This window comes from SAR324 cluster bacterium, assembly GCA_015232315.1.
Classification (GTDB): Bacteria; SAR324; SAR324; order SAR324; family NAC60-12; genus JADFZZ01.
In genome coordinates this window covers 286,275-309,465 of the sequence record JADFZZ010000003.1, presented here as the reverse complement: position 1 = coordinate 309,465, position 23,191 = coordinate 286,275, and the positions used below count along the sequence as shown (strand labels likewise).

General features: G+C 44.9%; 16 protein-coding genes. 4 read left to right on the top strand and 12 right to left on the bottom strand.

Annotation, left to right across the window (positions count from 1 at the left end):
- Positions 1 to 153 precede the first annotated feature (153 nt).
- The 10 genes from HQM11_04255 to HQM11_04210 all read right to left on the bottom strand — a co-directional run bounded on the left by HQM11_04255 (position 154) and on the right by HQM11_04210 (position 14,552).
- Positions 154 to 3,342 carry a type I restriction endonuclease subunit R gene (locus HQM11_04255; protein MBF0350216.1) on the bottom strand — a complete coding sequence of 1,063 codons (3,189 nt, stop codon included), beginning with the start codon at positions 3,340 to 3,342 and terminating at the stop codon, positions 154 to 156.
- Positions 3,339 to 3,914, bottom strand: a complete 576-nt coding sequence (locus tag HQM11_04250) for a transposase (GenBank protein MBF0350215.1) — start codon at positions 3,912 to 3,914, stop codon at positions 3,339 to 3,341. The genes HQM11_04255 and HQM11_04250 overlap by 4 nt, the downstream gene beginning before the upstream one ends.
- A gap of 102 nt (positions 3,915 to 4,016) precedes the next feature.
- On the bottom strand, positions 4,017 to 5,210 hold the full coding sequence (locus HQM11_04245; protein ID MBF0350214.1) for a restriction endonuclease subunit S: 1,194 nt from the start codon (positions 5,208 to 5,210) through the stop codon (positions 4,017 to 4,019).
- A gap of 89 nt (positions 5,211 to 5,299) precedes the next feature.
- Complete coding sequence (locus tag HQM11_04240; protein ID MBF0350213.1) at positions 5,300 to 5,563, bottom strand: hypothetical protein; 264 nt, start codon at positions 5,561 to 5,563, stop codon at positions 5,300 to 5,302.
- A 17-nt stretch (positions 5,564 to 5,580) separates the two neighbouring features.
- On the bottom strand, positions 5,581 to 7,125 hold the full coding sequence (locus tag HQM11_04235; GenBank protein ID MBF0350212.1) for an SAM-dependent DNA methyltransferase: 1,545 nt from the start codon (positions 7,123 to 7,125) through the stop codon (positions 5,581 to 5,583).
- A gap of 306 nt (positions 7,126 to 7,431) precedes the next feature.
- Complete coding sequence (locus HQM11_04230; protein ID MBF0350211.1) at positions 7,432 to 8,442, bottom strand: hypothetical protein; 1,011 nt, start codon at positions 8,440 to 8,442, stop codon at positions 7,432 to 7,434.
- A gap of 8 nt (positions 8,443 to 8,450) precedes the next feature.
- Complete coding sequence (locus HQM11_04225; protein MBF0350210.1) at positions 8,451 to 12,392, bottom strand: tetratricopeptide repeat protein; 3,942 nt, start codon at positions 12,390 to 12,392, stop codon at positions 8,451 to 8,453.
- 46 nt (positions 12,393 to 12,438) lie between these two features.
- Positions 12,439 to 12,840: a hypothetical protein gene (locus HQM11_04220; protein ID MBF0350209.1), complete on the bottom strand. Its 402-nt coding sequence runs from the start codon at positions 12,838 to 12,840 to the stop codon at positions 12,439 to 12,441.
- 152 nt (positions 12,841 to 12,992) lie between these two features.
- Entirely contained in the window at positions 12,993 to 13,832 is an 840-nt protein-coding gene (locus HQM11_04215; protein MBF0350208.1) for a pirin family protein, read from the bottom strand.
- 87 nt (positions 13,833 to 13,919) lie between these two features.
- Positions 13,920 to 14,552, bottom strand: a complete 633-nt coding sequence (locus HQM11_04210) for a hypothetical protein (GenBank protein MBF0350207.1) — start codon at positions 14,550 to 14,552, stop codon at positions 13,920 to 13,922.
- A 330-nt stretch (positions 14,553 to 14,882) separates the two neighbouring features.
- On the opposite strand from HQM11_04210, the gene HQM11_04205 reads away from it, so the two are divergent.
- Together HQM11_04205 and HQM11_04200 are read left to right on the top strand one after the other, a co-directional pair.
- Complete coding sequence (locus HQM11_04205) at positions 14,883 to 16,019, top strand: AI-2E family transporter (GenBank protein ID MBF0350206.1); 1,137 nt, start codon at positions 14,883 to 14,885, stop codon at positions 16,017 to 16,019.
- Positions 16,020 to 16,181: 162 nt separating this feature from the next.
- Positions 16,182 to 18,296, top strand: coding sequence for a hypothetical protein (locus HQM11_04200; GenBank protein ID MBF0350205.1), 2,115 nt, complete (start codon positions 16,182 to 16,184; stop codon positions 18,294 to 18,296).
- Here HQM11_04200 and HQM11_04195 read toward each other — a convergent pair.
- Together HQM11_04195 and HQM11_04190 are read right to left on the bottom strand one after the other, a co-directional pair.
- Complete coding sequence (locus tag HQM11_04195; GenBank protein MBF0350204.1) at positions 18,291 to 18,887, bottom strand: hypothetical protein; 597 nt, start codon at positions 18,885 to 18,887, stop codon at positions 18,291 to 18,293. The genes HQM11_04200 and HQM11_04195 overlap by 6 nt on opposite strands.
- 254 nt (positions 18,888 to 19,141) lie before the next feature.
- Positions 19,142 to 19,546, bottom strand: coding sequence for a NifU family protein (locus HQM11_04190; GenBank protein ID MBF0350203.1), 405 nt, complete (start codon positions 19,544 to 19,546; stop codon positions 19,142 to 19,144).
- A 514-nt stretch (positions 19,547 to 20,060) separates the two neighbouring features.
- On the opposite strand from HQM11_04190, the gene HQM11_04185 reads away from it, so the two are divergent.
- Both HQM11_04185 and HQM11_04180 read left to right on the top strand, forming a co-directional pair.
- Positions 20,061 to 21,068, top strand: a complete 1,008-nt coding sequence (locus HQM11_04185; GenBank protein ID MBF0350202.1) for a hypothetical protein — start codon at positions 20,061 to 20,063, stop codon at positions 21,066 to 21,068.
- Between the two features lie 49 nt (positions 21,069 to 21,117).
- On the top strand, positions 21,118 to 23,191 hold a 2,074-nt coding region (locus HQM11_04180), incomplete at its 3' end, for a hypothetical protein (GenBank protein ID MBF0350201.1).

Sequence of the window (23,191 nt, the reverse complement as noted above, 5' to 3'; positions counted from 1 at the left end):
GCATGTGTCATCCCGACAGAGTGAGGTACAAGCGACGAGGGATCTTGACGCATGGCGAACCGGATCTTTTCTGCGTCGAAATGATAAACTGTCACCCGGGATTTGAAAGGTGTCGCGTTTTGACCTCGTTAGCTAAATTTATATTTTCACCCCTCACTCCACCACCCACTCATCCGCCAGCAACTCCGCCTGCTTCAAAATATTTTCCGTGGCAATCAGTTGCTGATCCGGTGGATACCCATATTGCCGAAGAATTCGACGAACAATGACACGAAGCCTGGCTCGTACCGTTTCTTTGATAGTCCAATCAATTGAAGTATTGGTCTTCACTTTCTCAACGAGAATCCTGGCAATATCTCGGAGTTGTTTATCACCTAAAATTTCTTTGGCACTTTCATTGTTTGCCAGTGCATCATAAAAAGCGAGTTCGTCTTCACTCAGGCCAAATTCTTCTCCCCGTTTATTTGCCTTCGCAATATCTTTTGCCAGCTTGATCAGTTCGTCAATGACTTGTGCCGCAGTCAGAAGATTGTTTTGGTATTTTTTAATGGCATTTTCGAGCATTTCGGAAAGTTTTTTACTCTGAATATGGTTTTTCTTCGCCTTTGCTTTTATCTCATCATTGAGAATTTTTTTCAGGAGTTCCAGCGCAAGATTCTTGCGTTCCATTCCTTTGACCTCTTCCAAAAACTCATCGGAGAGAATAGAAATATCAGGTTTTTTGATCCCAGCCGCATCAAATACATCAACGATTCCATCAGACACAACCGCTTTATCGACAATTTGACGGATGGCCGTTTCAATTTCTGCGTCTGACTTTCCTGATCCACTCGGTTCAAATTTTGTGAGACGAGCTTTGATTGCTTGGAAGAATCCAACCTCATCTTTAATTTCCATTGCTTTTTTATGAGGAACCGAAAGCGCAAACGCCTTTGAAAGCAAGGAAACTTGTTTGGTAAATCTATTTTTCCCATCCTGGAGTCCAAGAATAAACTCCTGTGCTTCCAAAATAATCGTAAGTTTTGTGGAAGTATCAGCAGTGAAATATTTTTGATACTCAAAACCACCAAACATTTGATCGACAATCTCAAATTTCTCAAGCATGGTTGCAACGGCTTCATCCTGATCAAGTGTTGGTGTTCCTTGACCACCGCTTGCGGAATACACCGATAAAGCTTTCTTTAAGTCTGATGCAATCCCAATATAATCAACAATGAGTCCACCCGGCTTATCTTTATACACCCGATTCACTCGTGCAATCGCCTGCATGAGATTGTGACCACGCATCGGTTTATCCACATAGAGGGTATGGAGACACGGAGCATCAAAACCGGTCAGCCACATATCACGAACAATGACGAGTTTGAGTGGATCATTCACATCTTTGAGTCGGTCGCCAATGTCTTTGCGGTCTTGCTTGGTGGTATGGTGTATTTGCCAGTTTTCAGGGTCAGAAGAGGAAGAAGTCATCACCACTTTTATCATTCCTTTTTTCTTATCCTCATTATGCCAACCAGGTCGTAACGCCTTTATTTCATCATACAATTCAACCGCGATCCTTCGACTCATGGTGACGATCATCGCCTTTCCTTCAAAGGCTTCCTGCCGTTTTTCAAAATGATCGACAATATCACAAGCAACGGACTTAATCCGTTCTTTGTGACCGACAATCGCTTCTGCTTGAGTCCATTTTGTTTTTGCTTTTTCTTTGGCGGTGCTTTCTTCCCCTTCGGTTATAGATTCGACTTCCTCATCCAGTTTTGCTTTTTCCTCTTCCTTCAAATGAACTTTGGCAAGACGGGATTCATAATAAATCCGAACGGTCGCCCCGTCTTCGACTGCCTGGGCAATGTCGTAAATATCAATGTAATTCCCGAAAACCGCCGGGGTGGAAGCGTCTTCTTTTTCAATCGGTGTTCCCGTAAACCCGATGAATGAAGCATTCGGAACAGCATCCCGTAAATATTTGGCAAACCCGTAAGCGGTCCTGGCTCCGTTTCCTACTTTATCATAAATGGTTTTTGCTCCGAATCCGTATTGGCTCCGATGGGCTTCATCCGCAACAACCACGATATTTTCCCGTTCCGATAAGCAGTCAAAGGTAACACTTCCGTCATCAGGAGAGAATTTTTGAATGGTGGTGAAAACGATTCCGCCACCAGCAACGGAGAGAAGTTTTTTAAGATGGTCTCTGTTTTCCGCCTGCACGGGATCTTGGCGGAGCAGTTGTTTACAGTTGGCAAAAGTATCAAAAAGCTGATCGTCCAAGTCATTGCGGTCGGTTATTATAACAATGGTGGGATTATTGAGGGTAATAACCACTTTTCCAGAGTAAAAAACCATAGAAAGCGATTTTCCCGATCCTTGCGTATGCCAGATTACTCCCGCTTTACGATCTCCTCTTGGCTGACTTTCCACGCTGGGTTGACCATAAACCGCAGGATTTTCTTGAACGCATATTGCGGAAATATCCGTAGCGCGAAGCGTGGATTCCACTGCTTTGTTGACGGCAAAGTATTGATGGTACGCCGCAATTTTTTTTATCGTTGTGACGGTGGTTAATCCCGTTTTGGCATCTTCTTTTTTTGATTTTTCAAATACGATGAACTGCCGGATAAGATCAAGAAGTACCTCTTTTTTGAGCATCCCTTTGGTGAGGGTCTCAAGCTGTGGAACGGTGGTGCCGTCTTCTTTCACGCCATCCACTGATTTCCAGGCAAGAAACCGTGACCAATCCGATGAAACAGTTCCCGTTTTGGCATCAAGTCCGTCAGAAGCGACGAGAATGCTGTTATAGTAAAACAGGGAAGGAATGGCTTTTTTATAGTTTTGAAGCTGGGTATAGGCTTTGTGAACGGTGGCGTTTTCATCGGCAGGATTCTTGAGTTCAATCACCACAAGCGGGATACCGTTAATAAGAATCACCACATCCGGGCGTTTATTTACATTGTTTTCAATGACCGTGAACTGATTGCAGACGAGAAATTCATTGTTTGCGGGTTCTTCAAAATCAATGAGTTTTACTTCATCGTATTTCACCTCTCCGTCTTTCATATACTCCACACGGATACCTTCGGTAAGCATCAAATGAACCGCCTCATTATTATCCATGAGGTTTTGGCTGGGGAGGTTGAGAAACTGACGGATTGCCTGTTCCCGAGCATCGGCGGGGATGGACGGATTGAGAGTTTGAACAGCTTCCCGTAAGCGGTTTTTGAGAACCACTTCGGAGAGGTTTGGTCGTTCGGTTTCTTGATCTTCCGGGGAAAGATAAGAATACCCCTGTGATTCGAGGAGTTCGACAAGGTATTGTTCGATGTCGGATTCGTAAAGAGCGGTCATGGGGATTCCTTGACAAATAGAGAGTCCTCTGTCCAGATACGGGGATTGTTCAGGATATATTCCTGTATTTGATTTAGGGAGGCTTCATTGCGAATGATATGTTCATAATAATTGCGTTGCCATAATCGATTTCCCGGGGTTTGACGCCAGGCATTGATGCGTTTGGTGGATACCGTTTTGAATGCACCGATCAAACGCCCGAGGGGTTTACGTTTTTTCGGATGATCGTTTTGTAGGGGCGGTTCGCGAACCGCCCCTACAACGCACGAACCGCCCCTACCGTCATCGCCATTATCACCATCATCTGTCAAAACAATGATTCCGTGAAGATGATTGGGCATCACCACCCAATTGTCCAAATCCACATGGTCATATTGCGATGCCAACCATTCCCACGTATCCGCGACAATCTGACCTGCCTCATTCAACCGCATTGCCTCATCCACAATTTTTCCAAACAAGCATTCCCTGTTCTGAACACAGATCGTCACAAAATACGCCCCGTTTTGCGTATAATCATACCCCTTCAACCGAATCGACCGGCGATGATGTTTTGCGGGATCGTATTTCATCATAGATGCCGTTGATGAATGTCTGTTATGTCCATGAACGTGTCCGTAGGGGCGGTTCGTTATCATATTCCGGTGCCCGTAGGGGCGGTTCGCGAACCGCCCCTACCATACCCGCACCTCTCCCTTCATCAATTTTGGAAGTAAGGTATCACGGAGGATGGAGAGAGTTTGAATTTGAAAATTATTAGATGATATTTTTTTATATAACGAGTCCAGTAAGATCGTAAATTTATCCATAACAATACATTCTGAGATTATTATTTTTGAAGTAGAAAAATCTGGTATAGTTAACTGTTGTTGGGTTGTACCTGTACTACTAATGTTCTGATTTTTTAGCCATAGAAATAGATACTTGGTAGATAGATAATTTTTAATAGGAATGATAGAGATAAGTCTTACAATTGGTACATATGGTTCTAGTCTTAAACAAATATAACCAATTGTACCTCTTGCTGAAACTGTAACACTCTCTTCATTTATCTTTGGCTTATCTGTATACCCATATAATCCATCATTAGAAATACCATTTGAATAAACTGGAATACAATTTGTTTCAGTTTTATTAATTGTTGTATTCTTGGGTCTATCACCTCCTGCAATTAGTTTTGATATTTCTCCAAGCTCATAAACTCTCCATCCCTCAGGAATCTCCCCAAGTTCACTCTCAATCATTTTCCCGCCGGAGTCTTTATACGGCTCCCCATTCTCATCAGGGAAATTGAAATCAACAAACCACCGCTTAAAAAGTGTCTGTGCCAATGCTTCCAGTGTTTTGTTTTGTTCTCGGAGCAGTTCTATTTTGTCATCAAGGGAGGAAAGAACGGAGGCAATGGCTTTTTGTTCGGGGAGAGGGGGGAGAAGAATTTCCATCAGTAAAAGCTGATCCCTACTTATATTGGGAAAAGTTGATCCTGTTGCAGAAATTAATAGTTTTGATAACTTGTATTCAACAACTGCTCTTAAATAAGATTGATATTCATCACCTTTTTTATGTTTTAATGCGGCAATTCCTCTACCTATGGCATACTGTTGGTCAGCCCAATTCATTTTCCCAGTGGTTGATCCTCTAACACAAAATAGCAAGTCTCCCTTTTGAGCTATTTTTTTTGGGTCAATAGTAAATTGAGTTGGTATTGGATGATTATCTGTAAATTCTGTAGGTCCATTCAATAGTGGGAGTCCGTTTTTAAATGAATTGCATGTATCACCTTTTGGAGATTGTCCCATTAAAATATTAGCAATATCTTTTAGGTATCCCTCACGCCAACCATCCAATGTAATAATTTCTTCTTCCATACTATTTTCCTTTATTATTAAACTCCAACCCCTTGACCACACGGTCAAAATCCGACTCATAGAGTCGATCCTGAATGGGACGATACTTTTCAAATTTGTCCCTCTTTTTGAACTATTAGGAATTTCCTAATAGTTGCTTTTTCTGTAAGCTCATTTGACGAAAAAATATTTTTCAAATGTTCATTGATGGTTGGAATTTGAACTTCAAAGAGCTTTGCTATGAGTTTTTGTGTCAACCATACGTTGTTATCATGGATTCGCACTTCTATGGTATTTTCTCCGGCTTCTGAAGTGAATATAAGAAACTCTGTTGTAGAATTTCTTATCGAAAGTTGTTTATCGTCTTTTTTCATATAAAATTCCTAAAAGATTATAAAGTAATCCCAATATTCCCCAACTGTTTCTCAATTTCCGCATTGAGGCTTATTTCCTGATCCATCTGCTCTCTCAATTTTCCTGTCAATTCCGCAATCTTATCCTCAAACAAAATTCCGTCATCCTCTTCATCTTCTATCCCGACATACCGCCCGGGCGTGAGAATATAATTATGCTTTTTCACTTCCTCGATTCCAGCCGATTTACAGAACCCTTTTATATCCTCATATTTCCCGTCTTTTTGTCGCCACTCATGATAGGTTCCGGCAATTTTCTGTATATCGACTTCCGTAAATTCTCGATGAGTCCGGTCAATCATGAACCCGGTTTCCGAGGCATCAATGAAAAGAATTTCACCGGTTCGTTTACGATCACCGTTTCCAGATCGTTTCCGTGATAAAAACCAAATACAGGCGGGAATTCCGGTATTGTAAAAAAGCTGTTTGGGAAGGGCGACAATACAATCAATCAGATCATTTTCAATAAAGGATTGCCGAATATCGCCTTCACTGTTTGTCTGCGAAGAAAGCGAACCATTGGCAAGCACACACGCCATCACTCCTTTTGGAGAGAGATGATAGACCATGTGCTGAAGCCAGGCAAAGTTGGCATTCCCGGAAGGAGGCGTTCCATATTTCCAGCGGGCATCGGTTTGAAGCAAATCACCCGACCAGTCGCTGTCATTGAAAGGAGGATTGGCAAGGATAAAATCGGCTTTCAAATCTTTGTGGGTATCATTCAAAAACGAACCTTCCGTATTCCATTTCACCTGTGAGCCGTCAAGACCGCGAATCGCCAAATTCATTCGGCACAAACGGTACGTGGTTTGGTTGCTTTCCTGTCCGTAAATGGAAATATCGTCAATTTTCCCCTGATGAGACTCTATGAATTTTTCACTCATGACAAACATCCCGCCGGAACCACAGCAGGGGTCATACACCCGCCCTTTGTACGGCTCAATCATTTCAACCATAATCCGTACAATCGACTTTGGTGTGTAGAACTGTCCGCCTTTCTTTCCTTCGGCATTGGCGAATTCTCCAAGGAAATACTCATACACCCGCCCAAGAATATCCTTACTCTTGGAAACTTCATCACCAAGAGCGATATTCCCGATAAGATCAATGAGTCCGCCAAGAGCGGTTTTATCAAGATTCGGACGGGAATAGACTTTGGGAAGGATTCCTTTCAGTGTCGGGTTTTCTTTTTCAATGGCTTCCATCGCATCGTCTACGTCTTTCCCCACGGAAGGAAGTTTGGAACGACCATGAAGATATGACCACCTGGCATCCTGCGGAACGAAAAACACGTTTTCCGCCCGGTATTCGTCAACATCTTCAGGATCAGATCCAGCATATTCTCCTTCATTTTTCGTGAGCTTATTGAAAAGCACCTCAAAGGAATCGGAGATATATTTCAAAAAAATAAGCCCCAGAACAATATGCTTGTATTCTGCGGCGTCCATGTTTTTGCGGAGCTTGTCGGCAGACTTAAAAAGTGTTGCCTCAAATTTTTCGGTGTTGTTGGTATTGTTTGCCATGTTTCCTTTGATTAAACGCAATTATACTTTGAACGGGTTATAGGAATTTTTAGGAGTTGGTCATATTTTCTGCCACAATTGGTAGGCGTGAGCCTGTGTGTTCGCACTGATCCGTGGCAGACACAGAGGTCTGCCCCTACGGAATAAAACACAAATCAGGTGGAACATCAAAAAATTAAATTTTTGACACATGGCCTAAAATGTGACCAACCCCAAATTCAAGGTTAAGATTTTAATCATCTTCCATGACTTAGAGTCAGGGACTTAATGTGACCCACCCTGATGAATGAAAAACAACGGACAGAATTATCTGAAATACCAGCGCCAGCCAAGCAGTAACCTTCGTTCCAAATAGTTGCCGACAAGCTCTTCACTGCTCGCATAAGACAGGGACAGTGTCCACAGGTGGTAGATATTCTGACGGTATTGAGTCTCAAGGTAAAGGCTGGTCGCATTGGTTTCCTGCAGAACTTTCCGGGTCCAGGTCGCTTCGACAACAGACCAGAGTGGATATCCCCACCATTGCCAGAAGCCCCAGGAATGCTCCCCGGTTAATCTTATGGAATGATTCTGGATATCAACCAACGGAATGGGTAGCGCTGAAGATTCAGTGTTTGTGGTTTCCAGCACCCAGGCCAGACGCAGAACGTCATACCGCCAACTCCATTGACGGGAAAGCGAGACCACCCCTTTGAGTTCGGTGCCTTCATACGCTTCGCTCTGACCCAGCATGAATTGTTGGTAGCGTCCTTCCAGATAAAAGCTATAATCCGTCAAAAATACAGTGCGTGCTGATGACAAAAATCTGTGGTAGGAACCATCCAGTTGACGTGTGGCCAGGCTGTCATTCCATGGCAAATTGGCCGCCAGAGAAAATTTCATATTCCACGAACCCCACTTATCCATAACGGCCCAGTCGCCTCCTGTCACAACGCCCTGATGTTCGAAGGTGACTTCCATCGACAGGGCGCCCTTCAGTTCCTGATGAAACCCTGCCTGATGGTTCAGGTAGTCAGCCTTTATTCCGCTTTCGCCCTCAAACAACCATTCATGGAACCGCACAAAGCCAAATAGTTTGGGCTGGACCCGGAAATTGGAAGACAGCATATAACTGGTTTCATAATCACCGTTGGAACGTGAAAGAAACTCTGCGGATATCCCGGCATAACTGGCCCGATCTCTCAACAAATTCAGATAGTCCGCATAAAACGCACGGTCCTCTGCCGACACAACCCATGGTTCTTCAGCCAGGCATTGAAGTGAAAGCATGACCAGGGATATGAACAAACATGAAAATATTCTGAAATAGGTGTTCATGCAGAATCCTAAAACGGCAGCATTGGATTGAAAGACTGTGGAATGGGGCAGATCTTTGGCGATTCAGCAACGGTTGTCTGTGGCTCAATAACAGGTGTTTCCGGTTGAATTTCTCTGGCTTCGACAGGTTGTTCCGCGGCCTTAAAAACGCTACTGACCATCACATTGCGGGTCAATCGTTTGACTTGTCCAAAGGCCATCAACGATCTATTTCTGTCGCCTGCCTGAAGTGCGCTATAAGCCAGATCTTTCCAAGCCTTGATATTGTTTGGTTCAGCTTTGACCCATTGCTCCAGTGTGATCAATGCTTTTGATGATTGCCCCAGTCTGATTTCCAGTTCATATCTTCCCTGATAGTAATTCAGTTTCGGCGGATAGTATTTTTGATTCTGAACCATGTCTTCCAGTAGCCAGTTGAGACGGTTTTTCTGATGCAGTTGCTCCACAAACCAATAAAACAGATCTGAGGGATTCTGCCATGTTTTCAGAAAATCATGAAAGGTATCAAACAAGACAGGATAGTTTTCCTGAACAAGCAACAGCCGCAATGCTGTCAGTTGATCGGAATCACTCAATTTTCTTTCTGACCGGATGGTGTCGTACACCCGTTGTTGCAGTCCTGGATCTCCGGGTTCCTGGCCGGATTCCAGATAACTGATCAACAGCATCCATTGCGTTCTAAAATCATCCGGATTGGCTTGAAGTCCTTTTTCCAGATACCTGATGGCGTTGTTGTAATTTCCCTGAGCATACAAAACAGTTCCCAGTTTCAACTGAATTTGAGGGGCAACGTCACCGCGTTTGAGCTGTTGATTGTATAATTTGATGGCTTCCTCAGGATCACCCAGATATTCGAGTAATTCCGCCAACAACTCTGTGGAGTTCCCCGAAATTCGTGGATTTCGAGCCAGCATCCGTGCGTATTTCAATGCCAGGTCCCTGCAATTCCATTCGGCAAAAGCGCGGACCCAGGCAATTTTATATTCCATGCTGGGTCGGATGCTGACCAGTCGGGCACGGGCCGTTATTTCTTTTAGAGGTTCCTTGAGCGTTCGATAAAGCAAAATAAGCGCATCTAGGTCACTCGCGTTGGAAGTTCTTGCGAATCTGCGTTCCAGCCAACGGGTCACCCAGGGAAGATCACCCGACAGGTAGCCAATATCAACAGCCATGGACTCCACTTCCGCGTCTTGTTGCGCTTCAGGGACACGGTCCAGAATTGTTTGCGCTTCAACGGCCAATCCGCCCTTGATGGCCAGTTTGAGCATCCCCTTGAGTGTGTCACTATTTGCCTGCCGTTCATAGCGTTGTCGCAAAACTTCAAAACCCTCTCCATATTCCTGCCGAAACGTGTAGATGCTGAGTGCTTTGATCATCCATTGCTGATTGTCCGGATAATTCACCAGAATACGATGCAACACAGAAACCCGTTCAGGGTCATGCAGGGAATCATAGGTGTCATACAACGCTTCCAGCAATTCCAGGGATTCGCCATAGTGACTGATTTGATTTTGTATGATTTGTACAGCCTGTTCAGGATATCCGCGTTGTCTGACAAGCAATACCCGTTTTTTCCATAGCTCAGGAGAGGGGGCATGAAGTTCCAGATAATCCAGGATGGCGATGGCTTTATCAAACAGACCATGGGACACCGCCAGTTTGTAATACAGATCCAGATTTTCGGGAGGAAGTTGCTCTACGGGAATCCGGGAAAGCATTCTGGTTCCTGCATCCTGATTATTGACCCAGAAATAGATTTTCAGCGCCAGCAGTTGATCTTCTCCGGTCAGAAGCCCCTGTTCCTCCAGCGATAACATGCGGTCATGCGCTTTTTCCAGCATGCCTTGCCTGAGATAAAATTTAATCAATTCCATTTCGCCATTCCGTGGTTCGGGATACAGGGAAATGGCCTGAATAAAATAGTTTTCCGCACCAGCCAGTTGTTTGTCATATTCCATCCTTGCGGCAAGACGGAGAGTTGTTGCCAGCTCGGGACGTTTCTGATTGGCATTTTCCATGGCTTTCAATCCGGATTGTTCCATGTTTTTTGAAAAATAGATGTTGGCCAGTTCCTGCCATAATTCAGGGGTATTGAATTCACGGGCCAATTGCAGATACAGGGAAACGCCCTTCCTGGATTTTCCATGCGCCAGATACAGCAAGGCAAGATTTTCCCTGGTTTCAGGCGTGGTTTCAAGGGCCACATAGCGTTCATAAGCGGAGAGACCTTCCTCTTTATAGCCATAATACAGATAGAGGTTTGCCACCTCTTTCCATAGTGCCGGTATCTGATGATTGTGTGCCAGCAGATAATAAACCTGTAATCCTTCTTTCTCCCGTTTTTTATAGATGTAAAGTTGCGCCAGTTGTTTCCATGCCTCAATGCTGTCCTGACTTTCTGTGTAACGGGCCTGTGCCAGAAAACCATCATCCACGCGGTCGTAATAAAAATACAGATCAGCCGTTTCTTTCCATAAGGCCGGAGTTTTGAAGCTCTCCGCTGTTTGTTGATAAATTTTTAAGCCTTCATCAATCTGTTTCCTGAGGAAATACAATTGTGCCAGTTGTTTCCAGGCATCAATGGTATTCGACTGACGAGCCAGTTGGGTGTAGAGCGCGAACATCTCTTGTTCCATTCCGTAATACACATAGAGACTGGCCAGTTCGTTCCAGATGGCGGCATCATTGTTCTTTTCAGCCTGTTCCCGGTAAATGGCGAGACCTTCAGGGATCTTTTTCAGGGCAAAATGCTGTTGTGCCAGAGCTTTCCATCCCTGGAATGAATTCATAAGTTCCGCACGGTGTCTGTAGGAAGCCAGACCTTCTTCGGTCATGCCGTAATACAGATAAAGATCACCCAGGGTTTTCCATACGTCAGGTGTATTTTCTGCTTCGGTCAGACGTTGATGGATGGCCATGCCTTCCGGAATGCGTTGTTTATAAAGATACAGATTTGCCAGATCCTGCCAGCCCACTATGGTTTCGAGAAGTTCAGCCCGTTTTTTATAAGCGTCAAAGGCTTTTTCCTCCATGTCGTAATACACATACAAATCACCCAGTTCTTTCCACAACGCGGGTTGTTCCAGCGGCTTGATGACAGTTTCATACAGCGCCAGACCTTCGACTTTCTTATCCTGATTGAGATAAACATCCATCACGCGTTTCCAGTCTTCCAGCCTGTTGGTCAAACGTGCTCTGTGGAGATAGGCCTCAAGCGATTTTTCGGGGTAACCATGATAGGCATAAAGTTCTCCCAGTTCTTTCCAGAGGTTGGGATGATTGTATTGTTCGGCAATGGTCTGCATCAGGGTCAACCCCTGTTCTGTCATTTTCTTGTAGAGATAAACCTGTGCCAGATCCCGCCAGGTTTTCATCTCGTTCAATAATTCTGCCCGTTTATGATAGGCGGCCATTCCTTTTTCATCCTGTTCTGTCAGAAAATACAAATCGCCCAATTCCCGGTAAGGTTCGGGATCAGACGGATCAAGGGCAATCAGTTTTTCCAGTTGAACGATCATCGAGGGGTAATCCTTCAGTTGTTGAAACAAAATGGTAAGTTCACGGGGGACAGCTTTGTCCAGGGGCCTCAATTCCTGTTTGACCAGTAGCAATCGTCGGACATCCTCATAGTGCGATCGGGCACGATACGAGGTCAGTAGCATGTCCAGAATCTCCAGCGGAATATCCGCCTCACGATAAACATCTTCCGCATTCTGCAATTTGCCGGATTTCACATACAAACGGGCCAGTATATCCATTTTTCGGGAGGAAGGATCCTGAGCGATCCAAATGGATAAATCATGAATCGCGCGAGGATAATTTCGGGTGTATTCATACACAAATATTCTGTCCATTTCTGATGGATACACCCAGAACATAGCCAGAAAGATCCAGCCTAACGTCAGCCATGGCAATAGATATGTTGTGTATTTCTGCCAGCTTTGGTTCATGAATTACTTGGTGAAGGTGACCCCGGAATTAAACCGGGGATATTTTTTATGAGCAGGCTTTGAGGATTTGCTCGATGGGAGCATGGTCACCAGCTTCCTGATTGACATGAAGATAGGGAATCGTTCCCTGAGGACTGATCACCAGAACACCCCCCTGTTGCAGGGCATCCCCCTGGGTTTTTTGCTGCATGTGACCCGTTGTGAGCGCACGCAGGCTTTCTTTAACGGATTTAAGTCCCAGAAACGATTTGAGATCCCGTTTGAAATTCAACACCTGATACGATTTCAGACTGGGATCGGTGTAAATGATGCCATCATAGCCCACATCCTCTCTAAAACCCTGAATGAAAAAATGGGGACCATTTCCAATCACTACCAGTTTTGCCTGTTTTTGTTCAAAATCCTGTTTTCGCTCCTGAAGGTCAGCAACCTGCCGACGGCAAAGCAGTCAACCGAAATGCCTGACAAAAACCAGAACAGTACGCTGGTTTTTCCAGACATCTCCAAGAACAATGCTGTTATTGTGTTCATCAAGAACGGTACATTTTCCCAGTTCCTGCAATTGTTTGGCGCTCATGTTTCCTCCTGCTGAGAGTTCAACTAAAATAGTCCGCGTTGATAATCACGGACGGCCTGTTCAATTTCCTGAAAGGTGTTCATTACAAAGGGACCATATTTCACAATCGGCTCCTTAACAGGCTTGGCCGCCAGCAGGATATAGCGCGTCCCACTGTCTGTGCTGACCTTGAATTCTGTGCCCTGGCTCAAAACACCCAGAGTTGAGATGCCAAGCGGTGTTCCATTGTTTTCAGGGGTCACACCCATATTCCCCTGCCCTTCAAAAACATACACAAAGGCCTGATGGTCTTCAGGTAAATCGTGGGTAAACTGACCATTGGCCGGAATCGTAACATCCAGATACAAGGGTTGCGTCACGATGCCTTCAACTGGGCCTGTTTTGCCCAGTGCGTGACCTGCGATCACACGGATTTTACAACCATCCGGCTGATGAATTTCAGGAATATTTTCCGGTGGAATGTCCTGATAGCGTGGTGCTGTCATTTTCTGCTTTGCCGGCAGATTGACCCAGAGCTGAAAGCCCCACATGAGCCCGTTTTCCTGTTTGGGCATTTCAGAATGGACAATTCCTCTGCCAGCCGTCATCCATTGCACACTTCCAGCCGTAAGAAAGCCTTTGTTGCCGGCATTATCCTGATGTTCCATGGAACCGGCAAGCATATAGGTGACCGTCTCAAAGCCACGATGCGGATGGGGTGGAAAACCCGCGATATAATCATTGGGGTTATCTGATTTGAATTCATCCAGCATGAGAAAAGGATCCAGATCGCTCAATTGAGGCGTTCCAATACTGCGCATCAGCCGAACGCCAGCCCCGTCTGAAGTGGCTTGTCCCTTAACTGTTTTTATAATGGTTCGCATTGTTTTACTCGTTGGAGGTTGGATTTATATTGAATACTTTATTCAATCCTGCCGTCAGATATCATGAATGTCAATGTTCAATGTTCGTCATAAATTGAACCGGATTCCCCATCCCGGAATGTTTGATCCGCAGATAGGCCGACAGTAGATTCCCGAAACACCGGAACGATGATGGATTCGGAAAAACATTTGAAAATCATGGAAATTCCCATAAAAACCCAGCGTGGTTTCCAACAGAAAGTAACTCAGAAATTTATTGGTGGACTGTCCGTATTCCAATTCCAGTTGTGAATCTTCCCACGCATAGGAAAAACCATGGCCATAAGCAATAGACGCCTGACCAGAATTCCAGTGAAAAGGAAGTCTGGCAATCAATGCCATGTTTGTTTCATTGTGATTCTGGAGGCCTGAATGTTTAGCGACCTGTGCTTCCGATTCAAAATGGATTTGTCTCAACATTCCATCCAGAGGCCAGGACAGTGCCAGCACATATAATCTGGAGTCCAGATAATCCCACGGATTAAAAAAAATATCCTTGAAATCACTGTTGATGGCCTGTCCCTGATACAGTGACAGGTGCATGCGGTCATGTTCCTGAGGCACCCAGTCCAGAGCATAAGCCCTCAATTCCGGAAAAATCATGGTCTGGCAAATCATCAACAGACACAGATGCCGGATTTTAATAGTGGTGAAGGAGACAACAAGTTTCTTCAGGCACATGGGAATATTCAGTCAATCTGTTGTAAAAGGCCCTACTTTCCGTGGGGGCATTATCCATCAGGCGAAGCTCTGCGTATTTTTTGAACGTTCCTTAGAACCAGGAATCGACACACAGAGTGTTACTCAATTTTAAATTCAATCTCCACAAAAATTTATCCTTGTCTCACTGTTGTCAGGAGGTTATACACAATCAGGAGGGATTGATCACATTTTTCGCCCATGGGTCAAAAAATTGATCATTGATTTTCCGCCCGGTTTGCGATTTATCGGGGATGTCTGAGATTACGTCTCTACAAGAGTCACTCGTTCAATTATCATGGAGGATTTAATATGGAAGATACTAATCATTCCAATGCCGTTTTTATTTTATGCTATATTATACTGATCGGTCTGATTGGTTATATGATATTGCCGTTTGCCCATTCCCTTTTGTTTGCTGGAATTCTCACAGGAGTATTTCATCCACTCAAATCCTCGCTGGAATCCCGTTGGAAAAAACCTAAAACAGCCTCAGCCATCGTGTGCTTCATCATTGTGCTATCGGTGCTTATTCCAGCGATCTACCTGATTATCAAGCTTTCGGAAGAAGCTGTTGTGCTGTTTCAGTATATCAATCAATACATGAATGAGGAAACGATCAGAAAAATCATGTTTGACGGGGATTATGTACCGGATATTGTGAAAAAAATGATCGGAATGGCAGGAATTGACTATAATTTTGAATCCATCAAAGAACTCGTTCTCAAGTTTTCACAGGACGTGGGACGGCTTGTATTGGGAACACTCAACTCGTGGATTTCCAATATGTTCACCTTTCTGCTTCATTTTGCTTTGATGCTGGTGATCATTTATGCCTTGCTTTCAGAAGATCAGCGGGTGAAAGAGTTTTTTCTGGCATTGTCACCAATGCCGGATGATGAAGAGGAATTGATGATTGAAAAATTCAATCAGATGAACTTCGTCACGCTGGCAGGAAACGGAATCGGCGGCCTGATTCAGGGCATTGGCGCAGGGATCGGTTTCTGGTTTGCGGGAATCAACTCTATTGTGTTATGGACCAGTGCCATGGTGATTCTGGCCTTCATCCCCTTGTTGGGAATTTCAATTATTTACATTCCTGCCTGCATCTATCTGTGGATCATGGATCAGCATACCGCATCCATTGGATTGTTTATATATTGCTCACTCATTGCTTTGCTGGTTGAAAACTGGTTCAAGGCATGGTTTGTGGGAAACAGGGTCCAGATCAATTCTGTGCTGGTGTTTTTAAGCATCATGGGTGGAATGGCAGGCTTTGGAATTACAGGGATTTTTTATGGGCCGTTGATCATATCGCTGTTTTTAATTTTTGTGGGTCTCTATCATAAAAAATACACCAATGCGGACATTCAGGATATTTTACCGATAACACAACCACTGGACGAATCCGTTCAGCATGACTTGAAACGCGCTGAATCAGAAAGTTAGACGCTGTTGATTTTGAGCCGTTATTCTTTGCGGTTCTTAATTGAAAATTGATGACAAACCAAATTTCAGCTTTTTGACTCTATGTTCTTTAGGAATGGCAACAATTCTGGTATGTATACTTCCGGCAATCGCCCTGGAATATTAACTTCTGTAGGAGTGACCATGCTACACCCAGGAACAAAGACTTCAGAAAAATTCAAAGTCAGCTACAGGACATGGTTGAAAATCTGTTTATGGATTCTGATTTTGATTGTTGCCGGATGTGAAAATGATGAACCCCCAAAAGCGGTTCTAAGTGTTTCTCCAGGCGATACGATCACAGTTGGACAGGAATATATTCTGGATGCTTCAGAGTCGGTCTATGATGACATCATCTGGAGGGAAAACAGTCTGCCTGTTGTGGATTGCAATGGAAAATATCTCTGCCGACTCACCAAGCAGGTTGTTGGGAGTTTTGAGTATGAAATAGTTGTCAAAACTGAACCTTCAATCAAATCCAAAATGTCAGATAGAGGTAGCAGTACTAAAAAAGACAGGACTAAATTGGTGGTAACAGTGGTTGAAGGTGGAAGCAGTTCAGTGGGCAGTACTGCTGGTGGAGTGGGTGTCAGTACTGATCTGACAGCTCCCAACACTCCCTATGTGTCTATCAACGCTGGTAATGAAACCACCAATTCGCTCCGGGTAACCCTGACCTTGACGGCCAGTGATGATGTGGGTGTTACAGGTTATTATATTTCTGAAAGTCCGGACACTCCAGCCATCACAAAATCAGGGTGGGTATCTGTCACCTCAGCCATTCATTTTTCTACAACAATCTCTTACACGCTGAATGTCAATGGTTCCCAGCGTGTTTATGCATGGTTCAGTGATGCAGCCGGAAATGTTTCCAAGGTTGCCTCCGACAATATCCAGTACATTCCCGATACCACGTCACCCACAAATCCGACTATTTCCATTAATAAAGGCAGTTCTACAACTACCGATCTGGCAGTCACGCTAACGCTGTCAGCAACGGACAATATCGGTATAACGGCCTATTACATTTCAACATCCTCAACGACTCCTTCGGGTTCGTCTGCCGGATGGGTCAGCACCACAGAATCAACTTCATTTTCTACAGATGTTTCATACCTGCTGTCAGGCAATGGCACCCTCACGGTCTATGCCTGGTTCAAGGATGCTGCTGACAACATGACTTCCGCGGCCAGTGCGTCTATCAGTTATCAACTTCCGATCCTATCCCTTGGAAGCAGCTTTTCCTGCGCGCTGTTGAACACGGGTTATGTCAAATGCTGGGGAAACAGTGGTTCCGGACAACTGGGATATGGCGGAACCACGTTTCTCACAACGCCCATCCAGGTTCTGGACATCACATCAGCCTCATCCCTCGGAACAGGAGCATCTCATGCCTGTGCCAGACTCAGTTCTGGAACAGCAAAATGCTGGGGCGAAGGCGGGAATGGACAATTGGGGAATGGTCTTTCTGTTTCTCAATACACCCCGGTAGCTGTTAGCAATGTTACAGGAGTGGCTGATATTTCAGGAGGAAGCACTCATACTTGCGCCGTTCTCTCTTCAGGTTCTGTTCAATGCTGGGGTGCCGGCGGATCAGGGCAACTGGGAGACAGCAATTTAAGCAATTCATCCACGGCCGTGACAGTCAGCGGCATTACCAGCGCATCACAGATTTCCGCGGGATTTGATCATGCGTGTGCCTTGTTGAGTAGCGGACTTGTCAGGTGCTGGGGACAGGGTTCATCAGGGCAACTGGGAAATGGCAATGCCAGTCTTTCAGGCGTGCCTGTCGCTGTGACCGATCTGCCTGATAGCAAACAAATCGCGGTAGGAAACAATCACAGTTGCGCGCTGTTGTTGACAGGTTTGGTCAAATGCTGGGGAGATGGAAGTTCAGGCCAGTTGGGAAATGGAGCCAACACTCAGCAGAATAGTCCAGTGGATGTTTTGAACCTGACCAATGCCATCCAGTTATCTTTGGGAGATAAGCACAGTTGTGCCAGAACCAGTGACAGTCTTGTCAAATGCTGGGGGGATGGGACCTCAGGTCAATTGGGTGATGGCATCGCCAGTTCCAGCAATATCCCGGTAACGGTATCAGGTATAACTTCCGCGGTTCATGTTGAGGCTGGAGACTCTCACACCTGTGCGGTGCTTTCCAGTGGCGGGATTCAATGCTGGGGAGCAGGCGCTCAGGGGCGGTTGGGAAATGGACAAACCAGCCAGCAAAACACGCCCGTCAGTGTGACTGGATTATGACATGAGGTGTTCCAGTTTTTGTGGAAGCGCTTCTTCAATTTCCTGCATCTGAAAACCGATTCGTTGGGTTCCTTCCGCAAGCAGGGTTTGAAACGAATTCTGATACAGATGCACAGCCTCATGATACATCCAGTCACATAGTTCCTTCCCTGTCTTGTCAAATGAATCTTGTGAGATTTTCCTTTCAATGGGCGTGCTGTCAAGGGGGGGCGCGATAATTTTAATTGTAAAAAAATCCTGATCCAGTTTGCTTTTCTTGATATTCAAACGAAACCACACGGTGCCTTTTTTTTGAGGCTCGGTGGATTGAGGTAGAAAAATCACCAGCAAAACATTCCAGAATCCGCCATCCCCAAAACTCATGAGAGGTTTAGCCTGCGGACCAACCACAGGAGGTGGGGGCGGCTCATTTTTGGCACCCTGTTCAGCGGGCTTGGCAGAGCGGAAGATCACCGCATCCTGATCGCATTCCAGATAAGCCAGAAACATATAACGGAGTTTATCCAGCATTCTGGCACAATCTTCATGATAGTTTGCAGCATCTGTCAGATAGGAATTGTAGGAGTCACACAAGGTGGAAAAACGGTTCATAAGACTGTCCTGAAAGATGTTATACAAACGGGTTAGGCTAAAACCGGAAAAGAAGCTCCCGGAAATGGTAGCCCCGGGTTACGTCCCGGGGAGGGCGACAAATCTGTGTAATTTCATCGGGACGTAACCCGATGCTACCGTCTTCGGAATAATTTGTTACAACAACAATTCCGGTATGTTTTTTCCTGCGATCGCCTTGGTTATTACTCCTCGACGGTAGAGAGTTGCCTGGACAGGATTGTCCCTCAGGCAAATCAGGCTGGAATCACCTGCATATCATGATTGAGCGATATGGTGAGCTGGCTTTCAATGAATTTGAGGGTGCCCGATGTTGAACTGGGACAGGATCCACAGGCACCATGATACTCCACAAACACCTGATTTCCATCAATGTTCAGCACGCTCAGACCTCCACCATCTGAAGCCAGAGCGGGACGGATCTTGTTGTCCAGAATATCCTCAATGATTCCAGCACGCTGTTCTTCAGGCAAATCCATCAACCGGACATCCTCAGTAGAAGCTTTGAGAGCATCTTTCAGTATGTCATACGATTCAGTGTAGCCAAAACTGTCGAAACCATTTTCATACAGTAGTTTAGCCGCTTCAAGGGTTTCGCCCGCTGTCCCGCCATAAAGCAGGATATCTCCGTTGTAGGGCATTTGATAAATATTACTTTCAAGATGCTCCAGCGGAAGTGAATACGCTCCGGGAAGATGGTCTGAATTATACTCAGCTTGTGGTCTCAAATCAAAGACATAGGGTTTTTGAGAATTTCTTCGGGTTTTCAGAAATACTTCAGGAGATATTTCAAAGTCTTTTGCCTGAAAAGTATCTTCTTTTTTGGGTTCATCCTTGGGATAGATAAAAAATTTCATAAACACCTGTAGGTTAAAGTTATTCTTGAATTTTGTTCCTAACAGATTCCTGTGGCCTTCGTCAACAGTCTTGTTAAAAACAGTTTTTTATAGTGAGAATCCTCATAAAACTTTTCAGAATTTGATCTGAAAAACTCACAATTGGCCAATTATAGTTCCGCATTTCAAGGAAAACAACCCTGAAATTAGAAAGTTCAAAAAAGAATTTGTGGTAAAAGAAACTTGTAAACTTTTCGAAAATAAATAGTCTCTGAAAAATTATTTGAAGATTTTCAGCATCTCCCGCCATAAATGAGCTATGATTTTTTTCATTCAAGCTTCAATCAATTTTAGAACCATAAAAAAATTCCTTCTGACAGCCCTGATTCTTTCGATTGCGTCAGTCAGTCAGGCGCAGAACAAGCCACCAGCCGCGGTTTCACCGGTTGCGGTTCTCGGTGAAGTCTCGCAGGTTCAGCAGCAAATTATTTTCAACAGTTTTCTGACCAAACTTTCCACCTATTTTGACCTGATTTCTCAAAATCAATTTCTTGAGGCGCAGGAAGCCGCTTTTGAATCCTTACAGGAACAGGCCTGCACAGAAGAACAGTGTATCCGCAAGATTCAGGAAATCCTGCAGGTGGAAAACCTGTTTGTGCTACAAATTCTTAGGGAAGGGGGGGATACCCAGTTGACGTTGACCCTGGTGGATCTGGAAAAAAAGACCGTAGAAAGCGATTATTGTGAAAACTGCGGCACCCGGGAGTTGAACAATCGGGTGGATCAACTTGTTGCATTGTTGATCAGCAAAGCCGGAGTTGAAGTCTCAAATGAGAAACCTGTACCCCCACCATCAGTTGCCCAAGCCACCAAACCCAAACAGCAACCACAACCAGTTGTTCAACCGCAAGCAGAACCTGAAACGCCTTCCGCGTCTTCAGGATCAAGATTCTGGTGGCATGTGACGGCCATCAGTCTGGCAGGAATGACCGGACTCACCTCTCAATCAACAGCAACTCAATACAACGATCTCTCTAAGGAAAATGGAGTTCTCCAGCGAAATTATGAAGCCGCCACCACCCAGGAAAACCGGGATTTTTATGAAAATAAATACAAAAGCAATCAGTCCAAAATGACTGGACTGAAATCCACGGTTCAGATGCTTGATCTGGCAACGCTTCTGTTTGTGGGCTGGGAGGCCTATCTATTGTTGTCATCTCCTGATGATTCAACTGCACAGCAAATGCACCGGAATCCCTCCTGGTCAACAGCGATCGCCTGGAATGGTTCAGACAACTTTATGTTTTCCTTGCATAAAAAATTCTGAGTTTAAAACCTGAAATCTTCTGTTCGTTAAATTCAACCTTTTCCTCATCATGACTATGCCTTCAATAATCCACACGCTCATCCGACTTTTTTCATTGATGTTTGCTTTGATCGTTGTTTCCTGCGGAAGCATGGAACTCCAGGAAAGTGAACTTGAAACAGCTCCTATTGGTTCAGTCCCGGAGATAAAAACAGGTCTTTTTCTGGATGCGGCTGTCAGCGGAATCAATTTTGAGGCAGATCCTTTTTCAGGAATAACCGATTCAGCAGGAACCTTCAGATTTCTTGAGGGAGATCCTGTTAAATTTTATATTGGCAACATTGTGATTGGAGAGGGACCCGGAAAATCAGAAGTAACTCCGGTAGATCTGGTAGAAAATGGTTCATCTACCCATCCAGCAGTTATTAATATTGCCCGATTTTTACAAACAATGGATGCAGATGGTGACCCCACGAACGGGATTACAGTATCAACTGAAACAGCTCAAGCCATAGTATCCAATGGCCAAAGTATTGATTTCAGCATGGATCCTGAAACTTTCGGAAATAATGAAATTGTAAAATCCATAGTGTCTGTTGTGGCAGCCACCACCCAGAATACTGGCGGTAAGGCTGAGCTCGTTTCAGCTTCAGTTGCAATGGATCATCTGGGAAACACATTGGAAAGTGTGGGACTGGTGAATGCGGGAATAACTGTCACAACTATTTCTGGAGACACCACAGAGGCTGGCGGTTCAGCGACATTCTCGGTATCCTTGAAATCTGAACCTGCAAGCACTGTCATACTTTCAGTTGCCAGTTCAGATAAAACCGAAGGAACTGTTCAGCCTGAAACGCTGACGTTCACCCAGGTCAATTTCAATGCGCCCCAATTGGTCACAGTGACAGGCGTTAATGACGATGTCAAAGATGGAAATGTTTCATACACCATCACGATCGCAATTTCTTCGACGGTTGATCCTAACTACATCAGTCTTATTGAAAAAAAAGTCGCGGTCAAAAATATTGATGATGAAACGGCAGGATTTTCAGTCAGTGCTATCAGTCAAAATACGACTGAAGGCAAAGGTACAGCCACGTTTACTGTCAAACTAAACAGCCAACCTGAAAGTGATGTCCAGATCGGCTTATCCAGCAATGATTCCACGGAAGGTACCATATCCCCCACCTCACTGACTTTTACATCAGCAAACTGGAATGCTAATCAGACAGTTACAGTAACCGGAGTGGATGATAATGTTCAGGATGGCAGTCAGTCTTATAAAATCATTGTTGGGGCCGCGGTCAGTCAGGATGTCAACTATTCTGGCCTGAACCCTGATGATGTTACCGTCACCAACACTGACAACGATACTGCGGGAGTGACTGTCAGTACCATCTCTGGAAATACCACCGAAGCTAGTGGAACCGCCACTTTTACGGTAGTATTGAATTCACAGCCAACCGAAACAGTAACAATTCCGGTTTCCAGCAAGGATACTACTGAAGGCACACCATCGGTTTCTTCATTAACCTTCACAACCACTAACTGGAATGCCAGTCAAACAGTCACTGTCACCGGGGTTAATGACAACGTGCAGGATGGCAATCAATCCTATACGATTGAGTTAGATGACATCACCAGCACTGATACCAATTACAATAAACTCAATCCAGGTGATGTCACAGTTATCAACACCGATAATGACACCGCGGGACTCACCGTTTCGACTATCAGCGGCAACACCACCGAAGCCAGTGGAACCGCTACATTTACCGTCAAACTCAACAGCCAGCCCACCGCCGATGTTGTACTGACGATTGCCAGTTCCAATACAGCAGAAGGTACGGTTTCGGCGTCAACATTGACGTTCACCAGCTCAAACTATAACGCCACTCAAACCATCACCGTCACAGGTGTGGATGACAATATCGTTGATGGAAACCAAAGTTATACCATTTCCGTGACTGTCAATTCAGGAAGCACGTCAGATACCAGCGGATACAAGACGCTATCGGCAAGCAGTGTCAGTGTGACCAACACCGATAATGACACCGCGGGACTAACCGTCTCAACCATCAGTGCCAACACCACCGAAGCAGGAGGAACAGCCACCTTTACGGTTAGACTCAACAGCCAACCTA